Source organism: Trabulsiella odontotermitis, from assembly GCF_001297775.1.
Lineage (GTDB): Bacteria > Pseudomonadota > Gammaproteobacteria > Enterobacterales > Enterobacteriaceae > Trabulsiella > Trabulsiella odontotermitis.
On sequence record NZ_LIFX01000006.1, the window covers coordinates 78,630 to 96,896 of the forward strand.

General features: G+C 56.4%; 13 protein-coding genes. 5 read left to right on the forward strand and 8 right to left on the reverse strand.

Annotated elements, in window-relative coordinates:
* Nucleotides 1-24 precede the first annotated feature (24 nt).
* From AOY23_RS09355 to lrp, 6 genes are all read right to left on the reverse strand, one after another.
* On the reverse strand, nucleotides 25-1,173 hold the full coding sequence (locus tag AOY23_RS09355) for an MFS transporter (RefSeq protein WP_054179147.1): 1,149 nt from the start codon (nucleotides 1,171-1,173) through the stop codon (nucleotides 25-27).
* 288 nt (nucleotides 1,174-1,461) lie between these two features.
* Nucleotides 1,462-2,754: a serine--tRNA ligase gene (gene serS, locus AOY23_RS09360; protein WP_054179148.1), complete on the reverse strand. Its 1,293-nt coding sequence runs from the start codon at nucleotides 2,752-2,754 to the stop codon at nucleotides 1,462-1,464.
* A 93-nt stretch (nucleotides 2,755-2,847) separates the two neighbouring features.
* Nucleotides 2,848-4,191, reverse strand: coding sequence for a replication-associated recombination protein RarA (gene rarA / locus AOY23_RS09365; protein ID WP_054179149.1), 1,344 nt, complete (start codon nucleotides 4,189-4,191; stop codon nucleotides 2,848-2,850).
* 8 nt (nucleotides 4,192-4,199) lie between these two features.
* Nucleotides 4,200-4,811, reverse strand: a complete 612-nt coding sequence (gene lolA, locus AOY23_RS09370; RefSeq protein WP_054179150.1) for an outer membrane lipoprotein periplasmic chaperone LolA — start codon at nucleotides 4,809-4,811, stop codon at nucleotides 4,200-4,202.
* A 106-nt stretch (nucleotides 4,812-4,917) separates the two neighbouring features.
* Nucleotides 4,918-8,463: a DNA translocase FtsK 4TM domain-containing protein gene (locus tag AOY23_RS09375; RefSeq protein ID WP_054179151.1), complete on the reverse strand. Its 3,546-nt coding sequence runs from the start codon at nucleotides 8,461-8,463 to the stop codon at nucleotides 4,918-4,920.
* A 134-nt stretch (nucleotides 8,464-8,597) separates the two neighbouring features.
* Nucleotides 8,598-9,092: a leucine-responsive transcriptional regulator Lrp gene (gene lrp / locus AOY23_RS09380; RefSeq protein ID WP_002439523.1), complete on the reverse strand. Its 495-nt coding sequence runs from the start codon at nucleotides 9,090-9,092 to the stop codon at nucleotides 8,598-8,600.
* 564 nt (nucleotides 9,093-9,656) lie between these two features.
* Between lrp and trxB the strand changes: the two genes are divergently transcribed.
* The 5 genes from trxB (at nucleotide 9,657) to infA (ending at nucleotide 15,467) form a co-directional block, all read left to right on the forward strand.
* On the forward strand, nucleotides 9,657-10,625 hold the full coding sequence (gene trxB / locus AOY23_RS09385) for a thioredoxin-disulfide reductase (RefSeq protein ID WP_054179152.1): 969 nt from the start codon (nucleotides 9,657-9,659) through the stop codon (nucleotides 10,623-10,625).
* 115 nt (nucleotides 10,626-10,740) lie between these two features.
* Nucleotides 10,741-12,507, forward strand: coding sequence for a heme ABC transporter permease/ATP-binding protein CydD (gene cydD, locus AOY23_RS09390; protein WP_054179153.1), 1,767 nt, complete (start codon nucleotides 10,741-10,743; stop codon nucleotides 12,505-12,507).
* A complete protein-coding gene (cydC, locus tag AOY23_RS09395; protein WP_054179154.1) occupies nucleotides 12,508-14,229 on the forward strand; it encodes a heme ABC transporter ATP-binding protein/permease CydC in 1,722 nt (573 codons plus the stop codon).
* A gap of 43 nt (nucleotides 14,230-14,272) precedes the next feature.
* Nucleotides 14,273-14,977: a leucyl/phenylalanyl-tRNA--protein transferase gene (aat, locus tag AOY23_RS09400; RefSeq protein WP_054179155.1), complete on the forward strand. Its 705-nt coding sequence runs from the start codon at nucleotides 14,273-14,275 to the stop codon at nucleotides 14,975-14,977.
* Nucleotides 14,978-15,248: 271 nt separating this feature from the next.
* Nucleotides 15,249-15,467 carry a translation initiation factor IF-1 gene (gene infA, locus AOY23_RS09405; RefSeq protein WP_001040187.1) on the forward strand — a complete coding sequence of 73 codons (219 nt, stop codon included), beginning with the start codon at nucleotides 15,249-15,251 and terminating at the stop codon, nucleotides 15,465-15,467.
* A gap of 124 nt (nucleotides 15,468-15,591) precedes the next feature.
* On the opposite strand, the gene clpA is transcribed toward infA, so the two are convergent.
* Nucleotides 15,592-17,868 carry an ATP-dependent Clp protease ATP-binding subunit ClpA gene (gene clpA / locus AOY23_RS09410; RefSeq protein ID WP_054179156.1) on the reverse strand — a complete coding sequence of 759 codons (2,277 nt, stop codon included), beginning with the start codon at nucleotides 17,866-17,868 and terminating at the stop codon, nucleotides 15,592-15,594.
* Between the two features lie 30 nt (nucleotides 17,869-17,898).
* Nucleotides 17,899-18,219 (reverse strand): ATP-dependent Clp protease adapter ClpS, encoded by a 321-nt coding sequence (gene clpS, locus AOY23_RS09415; protein ID WP_054179157.1) that lies wholly within the window; start codon nucleotides 18,217-18,219, stop codon nucleotides 17,899-17,901.
* Nucleotides 18,220-18,267 lie beyond the last annotated feature (48 nt).

The following is an 18,267-nucleotide window of genomic DNA, read 5'->3' on the forward strand; positions in this document are numbered from 1 at the left end:
TAACGCCGCCGGGGCTTTTTAGTATCAGGCATGCGCCACTGGCGTCGGGTGGTGTTCCACCTTGCGCAGCAGCATCAGAAGATAGATAAACGACACACCGGCAATCATAATGAACAGCAGGTTATCGGAGTAGTTCTGCATCAGCATCGCCGTGAAGGTCGGCCCCAGCAGACTGCCAATGGTGTAGCTCAGCAGTAACGCCTGGTTCATGGCGACCAGCTGGTGATGCTGCACTTTTTCACAGGCCCAGGCCATCGCCACCGGGTAGAGCGTAAAGCCCGCGGCGCCCAGGATAAACAGCGCGGGCGCCATTGCTGCCTGACTGAGCATCGCCGCACAGCCAAGAATAACGACAAAAACCTGCACCCGCAGCACTAGCAAACGGCCATAACGATCGGCAAGACGCCCTACCGGCCACTGACCGACGATCCCCGCGCTGACCATGACCGCCATCCAGAAGCCAATGCTCGAATCACTGACGCCTTTGTGGTTCAGCCACAGCGGCATCAGGCCATATAACGACCCCAGCACAATGCCGGAAATCACGCAGCCATTGACGCCCAGACGCGCGCCTCGCAGTCTGAACATCGACCAGACGTGGCTGGCTTCGTGCTGTTCCTGCTGTTGATTCACAATGCGGGTAAACAGCAGTGGCAGAATGCCTGCCAGCGTCAGCGCCGCCGCCCAGGGCAGAACGCTCATCAGGTCCGTCGGCAGCTTGCTGACCATCAACTGGCCCAGCACCGTACCCACGTAATAGACCATCATATACGCCGCCAGCAAACGGCCACGGTTACGTGATGTGCCGCTGCACATCAGCGCGCTCTCAACGACAACCCAGATCATGGCGCAACCAACACCAGCGATGAACCGCCAGCTCATCCAGCTCCAGAAACCCACCATGAACCCGAGGCCCACACAACCAACGGCAAAAATCAGCGAGGCGAGATAGTAGCTACGGTTGAAGCCCATGCGCTGAATCAGGCGCCCCGTCAGCAAAGTGCCGACCAGATTACCGGTAAAATAGGATGAGCCCACCATCCCCACCTGCCAGGTAGGAAGATTTTCATGAGCGAGCCAGAGCGGAACGAGTGTGTTTAATACTGCGATCGCCAGCGTTAACAGCAGCAGGCCACAGAGCAATAACAGCACTGGCCGGGAATAGGTGGACATGGATACAAAAAACCGTGAGCGAGTTCATATTTCGTGCGCATCATGCCATTGCTGTAAACATTGTCAATCCACCAGAATTCAGCAATGACGCGGTTTTCAGAGCATCGATTGAACTTTCTTATGCAATAATGCGAAGCGGGAATTATTCTTTCGCTTATTCCATTGTTTTTGCTAATTAATCAGGAAAACGGGCGCAAAAGCACAGTCGAAAAATTTCATGGAAAGAAGCACAGACAAAAACGCCAGCATCACAGGATGCTGGCGTTTTTCAGAGTCAGAGAACCGGGTTTAGCCGATGTACTGCAGACCGTTCATGTAAGGACGTAACACTTCCGGCACTTCAATACGACCATCTGCCTGCTGATAGTTTTCCATCACCGCCACCAGCGTACGCCCTACCGCCAGACCCGAACCGTTCAGGGTATGCACCAGACGGGTTTTCTTGTCAGACTTGCTGCGGCAACGTGCCTGCATGCGACGTGCCTGGAAATCCCAGACGTTTGAGCAGGAAGAGATTTCGCGATACGTATTCTGCGCTGGCACCCACACTTCGAGATCGTAGGTTTTCGCCGCGCCAAAGCCCATGTCACCGGTGCACAGAATGATCTTGCGATACGGCAGACCGAGCAGTTGCAGCACTTTCTCTGCATGACCGGTCATCTCTTCGAGTGCAGCCATCGAATCTTCAGGGCGCACAATCTGCACCATTTCAACTTTGTCGAACTGGTGCATACGGATCAGGCCACGCGTGTCACGACCGTACGAACCGGCTTCAGAACGGAAGCACGGCGTATGCGCGGTCATTTTGATCGGCAGATCGTCTTCGTCGATGATTTCGTCGCGAACCAGGTTGGTCAGCGGCACTTCTGCCGTCGGGATCAGCGCGTAGTTGCTGCTGTCCGCTTCTTCTTCCAGCGGACGCGTATGGAACAGGTCACCAGCGAATTTCGGCAACTGGCCGGTACCGTACAGCGTATCGTGGTTAACCAGATACGGAACATAGTTTTCGCTATAGCCGTGCTGTTCGGTGTGCAGATCCAGCATGAACTGAGACAGCGCGCGGTGCATACGGGCAATCTGCCCTTTCATCACCACAAAGCGGGAACCGGTCAGTTTCACGGCTGCCGCGAAATCAAGACCGCTGTGCATTTCGCCGAGCGTGACGTGATCGCGAACCTCGAAATCAAACTGGCGCGGCGTACCCCAGCGGCTGACTTCAACGTTGTCATTTTCGTCTTTACCGACCGGCACGCTGTCGTCAGGAATGTTCGGGATAGCCAGCGCGATATCGCGGATTTCTGCCTGGAGAACGTCCAGTTCAGCTTTCGCCCGATCAAGCTCTTCACCCAGTTTGTTGACTTCCAGGCGTAATGGCTCGATGTCTTCCCCGCGTGCTTTAGCCTGGCCGATGGATTTCGATCGCGAGTTACGCTCTGCCTGCAGATTTTCAGTTTGTACCTGCAGAACTTTACGACGCTCTTCAAGAGCGCGCAGCTTATCTACATCCAGCTTAAAGCCCCGGCGTGCCAGTTTTTCAGCGACTGCGTCTGGCTCATTACGCAGCAGATTGGGATCGAGCATGCTTATCCTGTGCTTATCGAATTGAAAGAAGAGAAAAAGACCGCAGCCTGCGGCCACAGTGATATAAGTGACAACATTACCGCAACGCCAGGCTTAGCGGTAGCGTTTTATAGGGCTATTTTGATCCTGTCCGGCAAGCCAGGCGAGCTTTTCGCCAATCTTCCCTTCAAGACCTCTGTTTGTCGGCTGATAATAGCGCGTTTGTGCCATTTCCTGCGGGAAATACTCCTCGCCAGCAGCATACGCGTTGGGCTCGTCATGGGCATAGCGATACTCCTGCCCGTAGCCCATCTCTTTCATCAGTTTGGTTGGCGCATTGCGTAAATGCACCGGCACATCGTAATCCGGGCGCTCGCGGGCATCAGACAGCGCCGCTTTAAAGGCGGTATACACCGCATTGCTTTTCGGCGCACAGGCAAGATACACAATCGCCTGCGCGATAGCGCGCTCCCCTTCTGCTGGCCCGATACGGGTAAAGCAGTCCCAGGCGGCGAGCGCCACCTGCATCGCACGAGGGTCGGCATTGCCGACGTCTTCCGACGCAATCGCCAGACAGCGGCGCGCAACATACAGCGGGTCACCACCAGCGGTAATAATACGGGCATACCAGTAGAGCGCCGCATCCGGTGCGCTGCCGCGTACCGATTTATGCAGCGCCGAGATCAAATCGTAATAACGGTCACCTTTGTTATCAAAGCGCGCGCTGCGCTCCCCGGCGATCTCCGTCAGCAGCGTCTGCTTGAGAATACGTTTCCCGGCGTCGTCCGCTTCGGCCATATCGGCCATCATTTCCAGCGTGTTGAGTGCCCGGCGCGCATCGCCATTAACCAGTTCGGCAATCGCGCGGCGTGTCTCGTCTGGCAAGACGATATCCTGACCGCCGTAACCACGGGCGCTGTCGGACATCGCCTGATCGAGTACCTGCTCGATATCCTCAACGGTTAACGATTTCAGCAAATAGACGCGGGCACGGGAAAGCAGTGCCGAATTCAGTTCAAAAGAGGGGTTTTCAGTCGTCGCGCCAATGAAGGTGATAGTGCCATCTTCAATGTGCGGCAGGAAGGCATCCTGCTGGCTCTTGTTGAAACGGTGGACTTCGTCGACGAACAGAATGGTACGGCGACCGGCATTACGGTTTTGCCGGGCGCGTTCAATGGCTTCGCGGATCTCTTTTACGCCGGAAGTGACGGCGGAAATGCGCTCGACGTCAGCGCTGGCGTAGCGGGCAATCACTTCTGCCAGCGTCGTTTTCCCGGTTCCCGGCGGTCCCCAGAGGATCATTGAATGCAGATGACCGGCTTCAATGGCTCGCGGCAACGGCTTGCCCGGGGCCAGCAAATGCTGCTGACCAATATACTGCGCTAAATTTTCTGGCCGCATACGGGCGGCCAGAGGTTGAAACGCATTATCGGAAAAATCGAGCGACAGGTTGCTCACACTTGCCTCTACTTACGCTGATCGTCTACCGTCACGCCCTGCGGCGGGGTGAAAGTAAATTTAGACGCGTCAGTCACGCTGTTCTGCTGAGATTTCAGCTGATAGCTGCTGCGCTGGTCGTCCTGCTCAACGGCGCTGAACTGATGGATGGTGCCATCACGGCTGACGTTGATAGTAAATTGCTTCAGGTTGCCGCTGTCACCTTTTGGCGTCAGCAGGAAGTCATCGCCATTCTGTTTGATGTTGTACTGCTGCCAGTCGCTGGACTGGTTACGGGCAATCAGCATAAACGGCGTATTGCTGGTGGCGTCTTTCAGCCAGGTCGCCGTCGCCTGCTCCACAAACGGGTTGTAGAACCACAGCGTTTTACCGTCAGAAACCAGAATGCTCTCGTCCGGCTGCGTCATGTGCCAGTTGAACAGATTTGGTCGTTTTACCCATAAATCACCCTGACCTTCCTGCACCGCATTGCCGCTGCCATCGGTCACTTTCTGCGTGAAGCTGGCATGGAAACTGCTGACTTTATCCAGACGGCTCTTGAGATCGCTGGCGGCATCCGCCCATACGCTGCTGGCAACCAGACCTGAAAGTAAGGCACAGGTGATAGCGATTTTTTTCATTGTTCATCCTTAGTGTACGTCATGCTTCTGCCACCATTACAGGCTAATGCCCGACAGGGTGACAGAAGAAAATACTGATTTATGACTTATTTACTCATCTTTGCAATCATTCGAAGGGAGGCGGAGCCAGCACTTCACGGTTGCCGTTATGGCCCTGTTCGCTGACGATCCCCTGCGCTTCCATCTGCTCGATGATGCGGGCGGCGCGGTTATAGCCGATGCGGAACTGACGCTGTACGCCGGAAATAGACGCTTTGCGTTTTTCGGTGACGAAATTCACCGCCTGGTCAAACAGCGGATCCAGCTCTTCGCCGCCGTCGAAACCACCGCCGCCGCCTTCACTTTCGGTGTCGGAGGTGATGCCATCGACGTACTGCGGACGACCGCGCGCTTTCCAGTCCTGCACCACGGCATGGACTTCCTGATCGCGCACGAAGGCACCGTGAACACGCACCGGCGTGGTTGAGTTCGGGCCGGAATAGAGCATATCCCCCATGCCCAGCAGCGATTCGGCACCGCCCTGGTCGAGAATGGTGCGGGAGTCGATTTTGCTCGACACGGTAAAGGCGATACGCGTCGGGATGTTGGCTTTAATCAGGCCGGTGATGACATCCACCGACGGACGTTGCGTTGCCAGCACCAGGTGGATACCGGCGGCACGCGCTTTCTGCGCCAGACGCGCGATCAGCTCTTCGACTTTCTTACCTACCGTCATCATCAGGTCGGCAAATTCATCGACCAGCACCACGATATACGGCAGTTTTTCCAGTACCGGATGGGTGGCGTCCATGCTATCGCCCGGCTTCCAGTACGGATCCGGAATCGGACGACCCATACGCGCCGCTTCGGCGATCTTCTCGTTGTAACCTGCCAGATTACGCACGCCGAGCGCCGACATCAGTTTATAGCGGCGCTCCATCTCGTTAACGCTCCAGCGCAAGGCGTTGGCGGCGTCTTTCATATCGGTGACGACTTCTGTCAGCAGATGCGGAATACCTTCATATACGGAAAGCTCCAGCATTTTCGGGTCGATCATGATGAAACGCACATCTTCCGGCTGCGCTTTGTAGAGCATGCTGAGGATCATGGCGTTCACGCCCACTGACTTACCGGAGCCGGTGGTACCGGCCACCAGCAGGTGTGGCATTTTGGCCAGATCAGCAATGACCGGATCGCCCGCGATATCTTTCCCCAGCACCACCGTCAGTGGCGATGGGTTTTCGCGGAATTTCGCGCAGTCCAGCACCTCACGCAGATAGACGGTGTGACGCTTCTTGTTCGGCAACTCAAGGCCAACGTACGGTTTGCCTGGAATGACTTCCACCACACGCACTGCGACGGTTGACAGCGAACGCGCCAGATCGCGCGACAGGTTCGAGATACGCGCCGCTTTGACGCCAGGCGCCAGATTCAGTTCGAAACGGGTGATCACCGGGCCTGGCGAGTAGTTCACTACGTCCGCTTTAATGCGGAAATCCGCCAGACGCGCTTCCACCAGACGCGCCATTTGCTCCAGCGCGAAAGTGTCGACCGGCTCAACTTCCGTCGGCGGCGGCGTGAGGAGATCCAGCGACGGCAGCGGTGTGGTCGGTTTTTGTAACGGGCGACTGTCGCCATTACGCATCAACAACGGATGCAGCAGAGTTTCCTGCACCGGCGGTTGTGAGTGTACCGGCTGAGCATGCTGCGGCTGCGCGTGTGGTGCTGCCGCGGCAGGCGTTTCCTGCATCGGGCTCGGCATAAACAGCGGCTCGCTCGGTGTATCATCCACCAGCGTTTTCATCGGCGAGAAGTCGAAATCATCCAGTGCAGAACCACCATAACGTGCCTGTTGCGTAGCAGCGAACTGACGAGCCAGTTCGGCTTCCGCTTCGGCATCTTCGTCATACTCGTCTTCACCGCTGTAGCGCTGCTGCTGTGAGGCGGCAAACTGGCGCGCCAGATCTTCCTGCTGCTGCGCATCCGCTTCATCGTCGGTCATCTCGCTATCGTTGTAATGCTGATAGCGCCCGGCCTCGCGGGCTTTTTCTTCCGCTATCCGCTGCGACGGCAGCTTGATACCGTAAGACGCCCGCTCACGACGCGTAGGAAGGCGCACACGGTTAGGACGCGGCAACTGCGGGCCAATGCCCTCTTTCACCTGCGGACGCGGCGCATCGCTTGCTAGGCTGAATATCGGCGCGGCAGTGGCGGCAGTGGCGGCGGCTCCAGTCGCCTCTTTTACACTGGCAGCGGCAGGCGTGAAGGTTGAGACAGGATCAACCACCGGCGGCACAGAAGGCGCAGGCGTTGATGTGGGTTTTGCTGGTTCCGGCGTTGGCTGATACCACGCCGCCAGCTGTTCGCGTTCGCGCGCACGCTTTTCTTCCACTTCTTCAAAATAATAGAGTGGCGGGCGCTGCGGTTTGATCTCTTCTTCCGGCTCCGGTACGGCGTCTGTCTGCCATTCCGGCTGTTCCGGCTCATACGTATATTCTTCAGGATGCGGCGCATGAGGCTGTGGCGGCCAGCTGTCCGGTGCCGGAGCAATGGACGGTTCCGCCGTTTGCGGGCCAGGTACCTGTTGCCATTCCACCGCAGGTGTTGTGACGACCGGTTCCGCGCTTTCCGGCGCGGGGGTTTGCACTACCGGCTCAGCCGGTGCCGCCCAGGACTGCGCCGCCGTTGTCGCGGCAGCTGCCGCTGCGACCGGTTCCGTCACAGAGTGGCCGTTCAGCAGGGGATCATACGGGTCGTAATCCATCGGACGCACCGCGCTGTTACCGGAGAACAGCACGTCGTCGGCGTCAGCGGCGACGCCGCGCGCACTATACTGGATATCGTCTTCGTCATCGTCCATCCGTTTACCGGAGAACAGCGCTTCATCGGTTTTGCGCCCCATCGGGTTGGCGAACTTGTCCGCCAGACGTTTGCGACGGGCCAGTGCGCCACGCAGGATACGCGCCCGGCGGGAATCACGGCGAGGCGACGGTTGTTCTTCGTCGTCTTCGTAGTCATCTTCATACTCGTCGTCATCAACCCAGGTATCATCACGACGGGTGCGATTGCTGGCGAAAGTCAGGATGTTCAGCACCCAACTGCCAATTTTTTCGGCGATGCTGACCCATGACCAGCCGGTAAAGAGCGTCAGGCCTGCCGCCCAGATGCACAGAAGCGCAATGGTGCCGCCGCTGCTGTGCAGCAGTGGTTGTAGCGCGGTGCTGAGCAGGCTGCCAATCACGCCGCCGGAAGCGAAATACCAGATATCGTCAGCGTTAATCGCCGCCAGACCGCAGGAGGTCAGGATCAGCGCCAGCACGCCAATCAGGCGCAGTGACACCGCGAAATAATCGATAAAATCTTCGTTAGCGCGATGCCGGTATGCAAACCAGCAACCGCCGATGATAATCACCGGGATGGTGTAGGCCATCACGCCAAAAATAAAGAACAGCGTATCCGCAAGCCATGCGCCGGGCGCACCGCCGAGATTATGGATAGGCTCATGCCAGGCTGTTTGCGACCAGCTGGGGTCGGAGGGGTTAAAACTGAGTAACGCAGCCATCAGCCAGATGGCAAAAAGGGAACACAGGATCAGTAACGCCTCCAGAAGTCGGCGCCCGCTGCTTAATCTTGTCAATCTGACTTCTTTGTCTTCAGTGTATTCCTGGCTCAAGAAAGGCTCTCCAGGTTTCAGGCTTTTCCTGCCCGATGCTAAAACGGACAACAGCGCCGGGTCTCCCCGGCACTGTTGCTGTATGGATTAACAGGAGTGTAATCAAACTATGTCGATTTTGCACCTGTTCCGTATTAGCGAGTCTTAATTACCAGACGATTGCTCTGTTTGACCTCTTCCATGACCACGTAAGTACGGGTGTCATTCACACCCGGCAGACGCAGCAGGGTCTCGCCCAGTAACTTACGATACGCTGACATATCCGGTACACGGGTTTTCAACAAATAGTCGAAATCGCCGGAAACCAGATGACACTCTTGAATTTCTTCAAGTTTCTGTACAGCGGAGTTGAATTGCTCAAACACATCCGGTGCACCACGATTCAGAGTAATCTCAACAAAAACCAGAAGTGATGCATCAAGATAATGCGGATTCAACAGCGCGGTATAGCCCTGAATAAAACCCTGTCTTTCCAGCCGGCGCACACGCTCAAGGCAAGGCGTCGGGGAAAGTCCCACTCGTTTAGAAAGCTCGACGTTGGAAATACGCCCATCCTTTTGCAACTCATTCAGAATGTTGCGATCGATGCGGTCGAGATCTTTGCCTGGGCGCTTCTTGCTATCTACCATTATTATTGTCTCTCTGTATTCCTTCCCTACTCCTGTCTGGACTCTTAGCACGTCACTGTTCAGAGTCTGCGCCCATTGTTTACGCGCTGCTCTGTTAGCAGAGACACGTAATCCAGGGTACGTGTTGAGAAGACCGGTGCCAGTCGGCAGCTTTCGCTATCTCGTATGGCGTCTGTCCACGCCATGCGCGGATTGCGCTAGCCCGGGTATACACGGAACCGTGTATATAAATGGTATTTGCATGCATGGTAATTCTGCACACGCGAAACACTTCTTTAATCTTCCTTGAATGTTTTCGCAAAAGCACAGGTGATTGTCAAAGCAAAACATCGATTTTTAGTACAACATGCCAGATATTCCTTAACTGACTGTGCCGATCCTCATGTTTTCGCCTTATAACACGCCGCTTTTCAGAAGAAATTATTATAGTAAGTGGCAGAAAAATCGACTTTCCATCGGCGTTTTCTATTGCACATATCGCTAACAACATCGTTGAGCCCTTTTTTTACTGCAACAAATTCCCTACAATCGCGGCAAACGTCTGCCAACAATTATGGGGATCTCATGGGCACGACCAAACACAGTAAATTGCTTATTCTGGGTTCCGGCCCTGCGGGATACACCGCTGCGGTCTATGCGGCACGCGCCAACCTGAAACCGGTGCTGATCACTGGTCTGGAAAAAGGCGGTCAGCTGACCACCACCACCGAAGTGGAAAACTGGCCGGGCGACCCGCACGACCTGACCGGACCGCTGCTGATGGAGCGTATGCACGAGCATGCGACCAAATTCGACACCGAAATCCTGTTCGATCACATCAACAAGGTTGATTTGCAGAACCGTCCGTTCCGTCTGATCGGCGACAACGGCGAGTACACCTGCGACGCGCTGATCATCGCAACCGGCGCTTCCGCACGTTATCTGGGCCTGCCGTCTGAAGAGGCGTTTAAAGGCCGCGGCGTTTCCGCCTGTGCGACCTGTGACGGGTTCTTCTACCGCAACCAGAAAGTGGCGGTCATCGGCGGGGGTAACACGGCAGTTGAAGAGGCGTTATATCTGTCGAATATCGCTTCTGAGGTGCATCTGATTCATCGTCGCGATTCATTCCGGGCGGAAAAAATCCTCATTAACCGTCTGATGGACAAAGTCGCCAGCGGCAATATCGTGCTGCACACCCACCGCACGCTGGAAGAAGTGACCGGCGATCAGATGGGCGTCAGCGGTCTGCGTATCCGCGATACTCAGAACACCGATATCGTTGAAACACTGGACGTCGCAGGCCTGTTTGTGGCGATTGGTCACAGCCCGAACACCGCGATTTTTGACGGTCAACTGGAACTGGAAAACGGCTACATCAAAGTGCAGTCCGGGATCCACGGCAACGCGACCCAGACCAGCATCCCAGGCGTCTTTGCCGCGGGTGATGTGATGGACCATATTTACCGTCAGGCGATCACCTCCGCAGGCACCGGTTGTATGGCCGCGCTGGACGCAGAGCGTTATCTCGACGGTCTGGCTGACGCGTGCAAATAATCTTTACAAGTCAGTAACAAAGGTAAAGAAGGCGACGAAAAGTCGCCTTTATTTTTGCCCCGATGTAACATTGCCGTGCCCAATAAAACTCATAACTGCACCTGCTAAGCACGCAATGAATAAAACCCGTCAACAAGAGCTTACCCGCTGGTTAAAACAGCAGAGTATCCTGTCCCGACGCTGGCTGACGATTTCTCGTCTGCTGGGCGCCGTCAGCGGACTCCTGATCGTCGCGCAAGCCTGGCTGCTCGCCCGCACGCTCCATAACATGATCATGATGAACATCCCGCGTGAAGCGCTGCTGCTGCCGTTCGTTCTGCTGGTGCTGACCTGGGTACTGCGCGCCTGGGTGGTATGGCTGCGTGAACGCGTCGGGTTTCATGCCGGGCAGACTATCCGTTTTGAGATCCGCCGTCAGGTGCTTGACCGCCTGCAACAGGCCGGTCCGGCGTGGATCCAGGGGAAACCTGCCGGAAGTTGGGCGACGCTGATTCTGGAACAGATCGACGATATGCATGATTACTACGCCCGCTATCTGCCACAAATGGCGCTGGCGGTTTGCGTACCGTTGCTGATCGTGATTACGATTTTCCCGTATAACTGGGCTGCCGCGCTGATCCTGCTCTGCACCGCGCCGCTCATCCCGCTATTTATGGCACTGGTCGGCATGGGCGCTGCCGACGCCAACCGGCGTAATTTCCTGGCGCTGGCTCGCCTGAGCGGTCACTTTCTCGACCGTCTGCGCGGCATGGACACGCTGCGGCTGTTCGGTCGCGGCGAGGCGGAAACTGAAAACATCCGCCATGCCTCACAGGATTTTCGCCAGCGGACGATGGAAGTGTTGCGTCTGGCGTTCCTCTCCTCCGGGGTGCTGGAGTTTTTCACCTCGCTGTCGATAGCGCTGGTGGCGGTCTACTTCGGTTTCTCCTACCTCGGCGAGTTTAATTTCGGCTCTTATGGCCTCGGCGTGACGCTTTCGGCCGGGTTCCTGGCGCTGATTCTGGCACCGGAATTTTTCCAGCCGCTGCGCGATCTCGGCACCTTTTATCATGCCAAAGCACAGGCCGTCGGCGCGGCTGACAGCCTGAAAACGTTTCTCGAAACACCGCTGGCGCAGCCTGAACCAGGCGAGCACCGGCTTTCTGACGACGAGATGGTCAGCATTCAGGCGCACGGGCTCATCATCAAATCGCCCGAAGGCAAAACGCTGGCAGGGCCGCTCGATTTTGAACTTGCTGCCGGGCAGCGCGTGGTGCTGGTCGGGCAAAGCGGTTCAGGGAAAAGCTCGTTGCTCAATACGCTGGCCGGTTTTTTACCTTATGAAGGCAGTCTGCGCATCAACGGCGTTGAACTGCGCGAGTTGCATGCGGAAGGCTGGCGCCGCCTGATAAGCTGGGTCGGGCAGAACCCGCAACTTCCTGCCGCCACGCTGCGTGACAACGTGCTGCTGGCAGATCCTGACGCCAGTGACGAACAACTTCAGGCCGCGCTTGATGCCGCCTGGGTCAGCGAATTTATTGATCAGTTGCCGCAGGGTATCGACACGCCCACCGGCGATCAGGCCGCAGAGCTTTCCGTCGGTCAGGCACAGCGTGTCGCCGTCGCCCGTGCCTTGCTTACGCCGTGTCGGCTGTTGTTGCTGGATGAGCCCGCCGCCAGTCTTGATGCGCACAGCGAGCTGCGCGTGATGCAGGCGTTAACCCAGGCATCAACCCGCCAGACCACGCTGATGGTCACGCATCAACTGGAAAACCTGACCGACTGGGACGCCGTCTGGGTGATGCACGACGGACGACTGGTTGAACAGGGGCACTATGCGACGCTGGCGCAGGCTGACGGCCCGTTTGCCAGCCTGCTGGCTCACCGTCAGGAGGAGATTTAAATGCGCGCACTGCTTCCCTATCTGGCGCTCTATAAACGCCACAAATGGCTGCTGTCGCTCGGTGTTGTGCTGGCGATTGTCACTCTGCTCGCCAGCATCGGCCTGTTGACGCTGTCCGGCTGGTTCCTGTCGGCTTCTGCGGTCGTCGGCATTGCCGGGCTTTACAGTTTCAACTACATGCTGCCTGCCGCGGGCGTGCGTGGCGCGGCGATTATTCGTACTGCCGGGCGTTACTTTGAGCGGCTGGTAAGCCACGACGCCACCTTCCGCGTGTTACAGCACCTGCGCATCTTTACCTTCAGCAAGCTGCTTCCGCTCTCCCCTGCCGGGCTGGCGCGTTTTCGTCAGGGCGAACTGCTTAACCGCGTGGTGGCGGACGTCGATACGCTTGATCATCTCTATCTGCGCGTGATCTCGCCGCTGGTGGGCGCGCTGGTGGTCATTCTGGTCGTCACCTTTGGTCTGAGCTTTCTTGACATGACGCTGGCCCTGACGCTGGGCGGCATCATGCTGGTGACGCTGTTTATCCTGCCGCCCGTTTTCTATCGTGCCGGAAAACCCACCGGCGAAAGTCTTACCCGGCTTCGCGGTCAGTACCGCCAGCAGGTGACGGCGTGGCTGCAGGGTCAGGCCGAACTGTCGCTATTTAACGCCAGCACCCGCTACCGTCAGCAGATGGAACAGACGGAAATGAACTGGCATGAAGCGCAGCGCCACCAGTCCGAACTGACCGCCCTGTCTCAGGCCGTCATGCTGCTGATTGGCGGTGTGGCGGTGATCACGATGCTGTGGATGGCCGCAGGCGGCGTCGGCGGCAACAAGCAGCCTGGCGCGCTCATTGCGCTGTTTGTGTTCTGCGCGCTGGCGGCGTTTGAAGCGCTGGCGCCGGTGACCGGCGCTTTCCAGCATCTCGGTCAGGTGATTGCTTCCGCTTTACGCATCAGCCAGATAACCGAGCAGCAGCCTGAAGTGAGCTTCCCGGAAGCCGCAACTGCGGTGCCGACGCAGGTCAGCCTGACGCTCAGACAGGTTTCATTCCGCTATCCGCAACAGCAACAACCGGCGCTGGATGGCATTTCCGCGCAGATCGCGGCCGGTGAACATGTGGCGATCCTCGGGCGCACCGGCTGCGGCAAATCCACCCTGCTGCAGTTGCTGACTCGTGCCTGGAACCCACAGCACGGCGAGATCCTGCTCAACGATCGTCACATCAGCGAGTTCGATGAAGCGTCGCTGCGCCAGTCGATGAGCGTGGTTCCGCAGCGCGTCCATCTTTTCAGCGCCACGTTACGTGACAACCTGCTGCTGGCAAAGCCGGAAGCGACGGATGATGAGCTGAAAGCGGTGTTAATGCGCACCGGGCTGGATAAACTGCTTGAGGACAGCGGGCTTAACAGCTGGCTCGGCGAAGGCGGTCGTCAGTTGTCGGGGGGCGAACTGCGCCGTCTGGCCATCGCCCGCGCGCTGCTGCACGATGCGCCGCTGATGCTGCTCGATGAACCGACCGAAGGACTGGACGCGGCAACCGAGCGCCAGATCCTTGATTTACTTGCCATTGTGATGCAGGAAAAAACCGTGCTGATGGTAACGCATCGCCTGCGCGGACTGGCGCGTTTTGATCAGATAATTGTAATGGACAACGGACAAATTATTGAGCATGGTAGTCACGCAGATCTGTTGGTGAAACAGGGGCGTTATTACCAGTTCACACAGCGTCTGTAGGCCACTATAACTTATTGTTTGCCATGTAAGAGGTCGTCCTGGCATGCGTCTGGTCCAGCTATCCCGTTACTCGATTGCGTTCCCCTCGCCAGAAGGGGCTCTGCGTGAACCCAATGGGTTACTGGCATTAGGGGGCGATCTCAGCCCGGCACGGCTATTGATGGCGTACCAGCGCGGTATTTTTCCCTGGTACTCGCCAGGCGATCCTATTCTGTGGTGGTCACCCGACCCCCGCGCGGTGCTATGGCCGGAACAGTTTCACATCAGCCGCAGCATGAAGCGCTTCCATAAAAACTCGCCCTACCGCGTGACGCTGAACCATGCATTTGAACGCGTGATTGAAGGCTGCGCCAGCGATCGCGACGAAGGCACGTGGATCACCCGTGAAATCGTTGAAGCCTATCATCGTCTTCATGAACTCGGCCATGCGCATTCGGTTGAAGTCTGGAAAGAGGACGAACTGGTGGGCGGCATGTATGGTGTTTCCCAGGGCGCGCTGTTCTGTGGCGAATCGATGTTCAGCCGTGCAGAGAATGCCTCTAAAACCGCGCTGCTGGTGTTCAGTGCCGATTTTGCCCGTCAGGGTGGCAAACTCATCGACTGCCAGGTCCTGAACAGCCATACAGCGTCGCTGGGCGTGACAGAGATCCCCCGGCGAGTCTACCTTGAGCATCTTTCCGCCTTACGCGTGCATTCTCTCAACCAGCGCTGCTGGGTGCCGAGAACGCTCTTTTCCCCTGCGACATAAATGTTTTCGAAACATTTTTTTATCAGGGTGATATAATTGTGCCGAAGAGTCGTTTCTGCATCTTGCCCCGCCGCCGTTTGGGACCGTTCGAGTCAGTTAATACCACTGCTCCTTCTCTACGTTTGCGCTGTCATACGCTCTTTTCGTGTGGCATCAGGGCAATGCGCAAAAACGACTTTGCGTTTTTTACGTGCAAATCTTTACTTAATTGCTGAATTTCGGCATTATCTTGCCGGTTCAAAACTACGGTAGTGATACCCCAGAGGACTAGATGGCCAAAGAAGACAATATTGAAATGCAGGGTACCGTTCTCGAAACGTTGCCTAACACTATGTTCCGCGTAGAACTGGAAAACGGACACGTGGTAACCGCGCATATCTCCGGTAAAATGCGTAAAAACTATATCCGCATTCTGACGGGCGACAAAGTGACTGTTGAGCTGACCCCGTACGACCTGAGCAAAGGCCGCATTGTCTTCCGTAGTCGCTGATTGTTTTACTTGCCGAAACGGCAACCGAATTATGCTGAAAGGCCGGGAGCGCTTCCCGGCCTTTTTCATGGTGTGACGGACGAAAAAAACGGGCTTTCGCCCGTTTTTTAATGCGGTAAGGAAATCAATGTGCCGCTTCCGGTTTGTGCTTTTGCGCACTCTGGAAACCATAGGTCAGCGCATTTTTCTCTTTATCCAGCTCGACGGTGACCTGCCCGCCATCAACCAGCTGCCCAAACAGCAGCTCGTTCGCCAGCGGTTTTTTCAGGTTGTCCTGAATCACACGCGCCATCGGACGCGCGCCCATAGCGCGATCATAGCCTTTGTCTGCCAGCCAGTTGCGGGCATCCTGGCTCACTTCCAGCGACACGCCTTTCTGATCCAGCTGCACCTGCAGTTCGACGATGAACTTGTCCACCACCTGATGAATCACGTCGGTAGAGAGGTGATCGAACCAGATAATGTTGTCCAGGCGGTTACGGAACTCCGGCGTAAAGATCTTCTTGATCTCTTCCATCGCATCGGTGCTGTTATCCTGCTGGATCAGGCCGATGGATTTACGTTCGGTTTCCCGCACCCCGGCGTTGGTGGTCATCACCATTACCACGTTGCGGAAATCCGCTTTGCGGCCGTTGTTATCGGTCAGCGTACCGTTATCCATCACCTGCAGCAGCAGGTTAAAAACGTCCGGGTGCGCTTTCTCGATCTCATCAAGCAGCAGCACAGCGTGCGGATGCTTAATGACCGCATCGGTCAGCAGACCGCCCTGGTCGAAGCCCACGTAGCCCGGAGGCGCGCCAATCAGGCGGCTCACCGTATGACGTTCCATATACTCGGACATATCAAAACGCAGCAGCTCAATACCCAGCGCTTTCGCCAGTTGCACGGTCACTTCCGTTTTCCCGACCCCGGTCGGTCCGGCGAACAGGAAAGAACCTACCGGTTTGTGGTCGTGACCCAGACCGGCGCGGCTCATCTTGATGGCTTCGGTTAACGCCTCAATGGCATTATCCTGACCAAAGACCAGCATTTTCAGGCGGTCGCTGAGATTTTTCAGCGTATCGCGATCACTTTGCGAAACACTCTTCTCAGGGATACGCGCAATACGCGCCACCACGGATTCGATATCCGCCACGTTCACCGTTTTCTTGCGCTTGCTGACCGGCATCAGACGCGCACGGGCGCCTGCTTCGTCGATCACATCAATCGCTTTATCCGGCAGATGACGATCGTTGATGTATTTCACCGCCAGCTCCACCGCCGCCCGCACCGCTTTCGCGGTATAGCGTACGTCGTGGTGCGCTTCGTATTTCGGTTTCAGACCGTTGAGGATCTGTACCGTCTCTTCGACTGACGGCTCAGTGATATCAATTTTCTGGAAACGACGCGCCAGCGCACGATCCTTCTCAAAGATATTGCTGAATTCCTGATAGGTGGTAGAGCCAATCACCCGGATTTTGCCGCTGGAAAGCAGCGGTTTGATCAGGTTCGCGGCATCCACCTGGCCGCCCGACGCCGCACCCGCACCGATAATGGTGTGGATTTCGTCGATGAACAGAATGCTGTTGGTATCCTGCTCCAGTTGTTTCAGCAACGCCTTAAAGCGTTTTTCAAAATCACCGCGGTATTTGGTGCCTGCCAGCAGTGAGCCGATATCCAGCGAGTAGATCGTGCAATCGGCGATCACTTCCGGTACATCGCCCTGCACAATGCGCCAGGCGAGACCTTCGGCGATAGCCGTTTTACCGACGCCGGATTCACCCACCAGCAGCGGGTTATTTTTGCGACGGCGACACAGAACCTGGATTGCGCGTTCCAGTTCCTTGTCACGTCCGATTAACGGGTCGATGCCGCCAACACGCGCGAGCTGATTGAGGTTGGTCGTGAAGTTCTCCATACGTTCCTCCCCGCCTGCTTGCTCTTCGCTGTTCGGTTGGTTTCCGGCATCAGAAGACTGACTCGGCTCGTCTTTACGCGTGCCGTGAGAAATGAAGTTCACCACATCAAGGCGGCTGACTTCGTGTTTACGCAGCAGGTAAGCCGCTTGCGACTCCTGCTCACTGAAAATGGCGACCAGCACATTCGCACCGGTAACTTCGCTGCGACCGGAAGACTGAACGTGAAAAACCGCGCGCTGCAACACACGCTGGAAGCTGAGCGTCGGTTGTGTATCGCGCTCTTCTTCACTGGCGGGCAGGACGGGTGTGGTTTGTTCGATGAAGGCTTCGAGTTCCTGACGCAGCGCCACCAGATCCACGGAACACGCTTCCAGCGCTTCACGGGCCGATGGGTTGCTGAGCAAAGCCAGCAACAGATGCTCGACGGTCATAAACTCATGACGGTGCTCGCGCGCTCTGGCGAAAGCCATATTTAAACTGAGTTCCAGTTCTTGATTGAGCATAGGCACCTCCCCCAATTTTCATGCCTGTCTTCAGGCTTTTTCCAGCGTACACAGCAACGGATGCTCGTTCTCCCTCGCGTATTTGTTCACCATCACTACTTTGGTTTCTGCGACCTCTGCGGTAAATACGCCACAAATCGCCTTACCTTGATAATGAACCGTGAGCATCAGTTGCGTTGCACGTTCTACATCATAAGAAAAGAATTTTTGTAACACGTCAATAACAAACTCCATGGGAGTATAATCATCATTGACCAATATCACTTTATACATTGATGGCGGCTTCAGCGCATCGCGCAGTTTTTCTTCTGCCAGCTGGTCAAAGTCCAGCCACTCTCTGGTCTTGCTCATCGTCAGTTATCATCTTAGTTTACAGGTGCCGACAGGCCGGTGGCTCGC

Coding starts and splice junctions, on each gene's coding strand:
- cydD (WP_054179153.1), top strand. CDS start 10,741: ATGAATAAAACCCGTCAACAAGAGCTTACCCGCTGGTTAAAACAGCAG.
- AOY23_RS09355 (WP_054179147.1), bottom strand. CDS start 1,173: ATGTCCACCTATTCCCGGCCAGTGCTGTTATTGCTCTGTGGCCTGCTG.
- serS (WP_054179148.1), bottom strand. CDS start 2,754: ATGCTCGATCCCAATCTGCTGCGTAATGAGCCAGACGCAGTCGCTGAA.
- cydC (WP_054179154.1), top strand. CDS start 12,508: ATGCGCGCACTGCTTCCCTATCTGGCGCTCTATAAACGCCACAAATGG.
- lrp (WP_002439523.1), bottom strand. CDS start 9,092: ATGGTAGATAGCAAGAAGCGCCCAGGCAAAGATCTCGACCGCATCGAT.
- lolA (WP_054179150.1), bottom strand. CDS start 4,811: ATGAAAAAAATCGCTATCACCTGTGCCTTACTTTCAGGTCTGGTTGCC.
- clpS (WP_054179157.1), bottom strand. CDS start 18,219: ATGAGCAAGACCAGAGAGTGGCTGGACTTTGACCAGCTGGCAGAAGAA.
- clpA (WP_054179156.1), bottom strand. CDS start 17,868: ATGCTCAATCAAGAACTGGAACTCAGTTTAAATATGGCTTTCGCCAGA.
- aat (WP_054179155.1), top strand. CDS start 14,273: ATGCGTCTGGTCCAGCTATCCCGTTACTCGATTGCGTTCCCCTCGCCA.
- infA (WP_001040187.1), top strand. CDS start 15,249: ATGGCCAAAGAAGACAATATTGAAATGCAGGGTACCGTTCTCGAAACG.
- trxB (WP_054179152.1), top strand. CDS start 9,657: ATGGGCACGACCAAACACAGTAAATTGCTTATTCTGGGTTCCGGCCCT.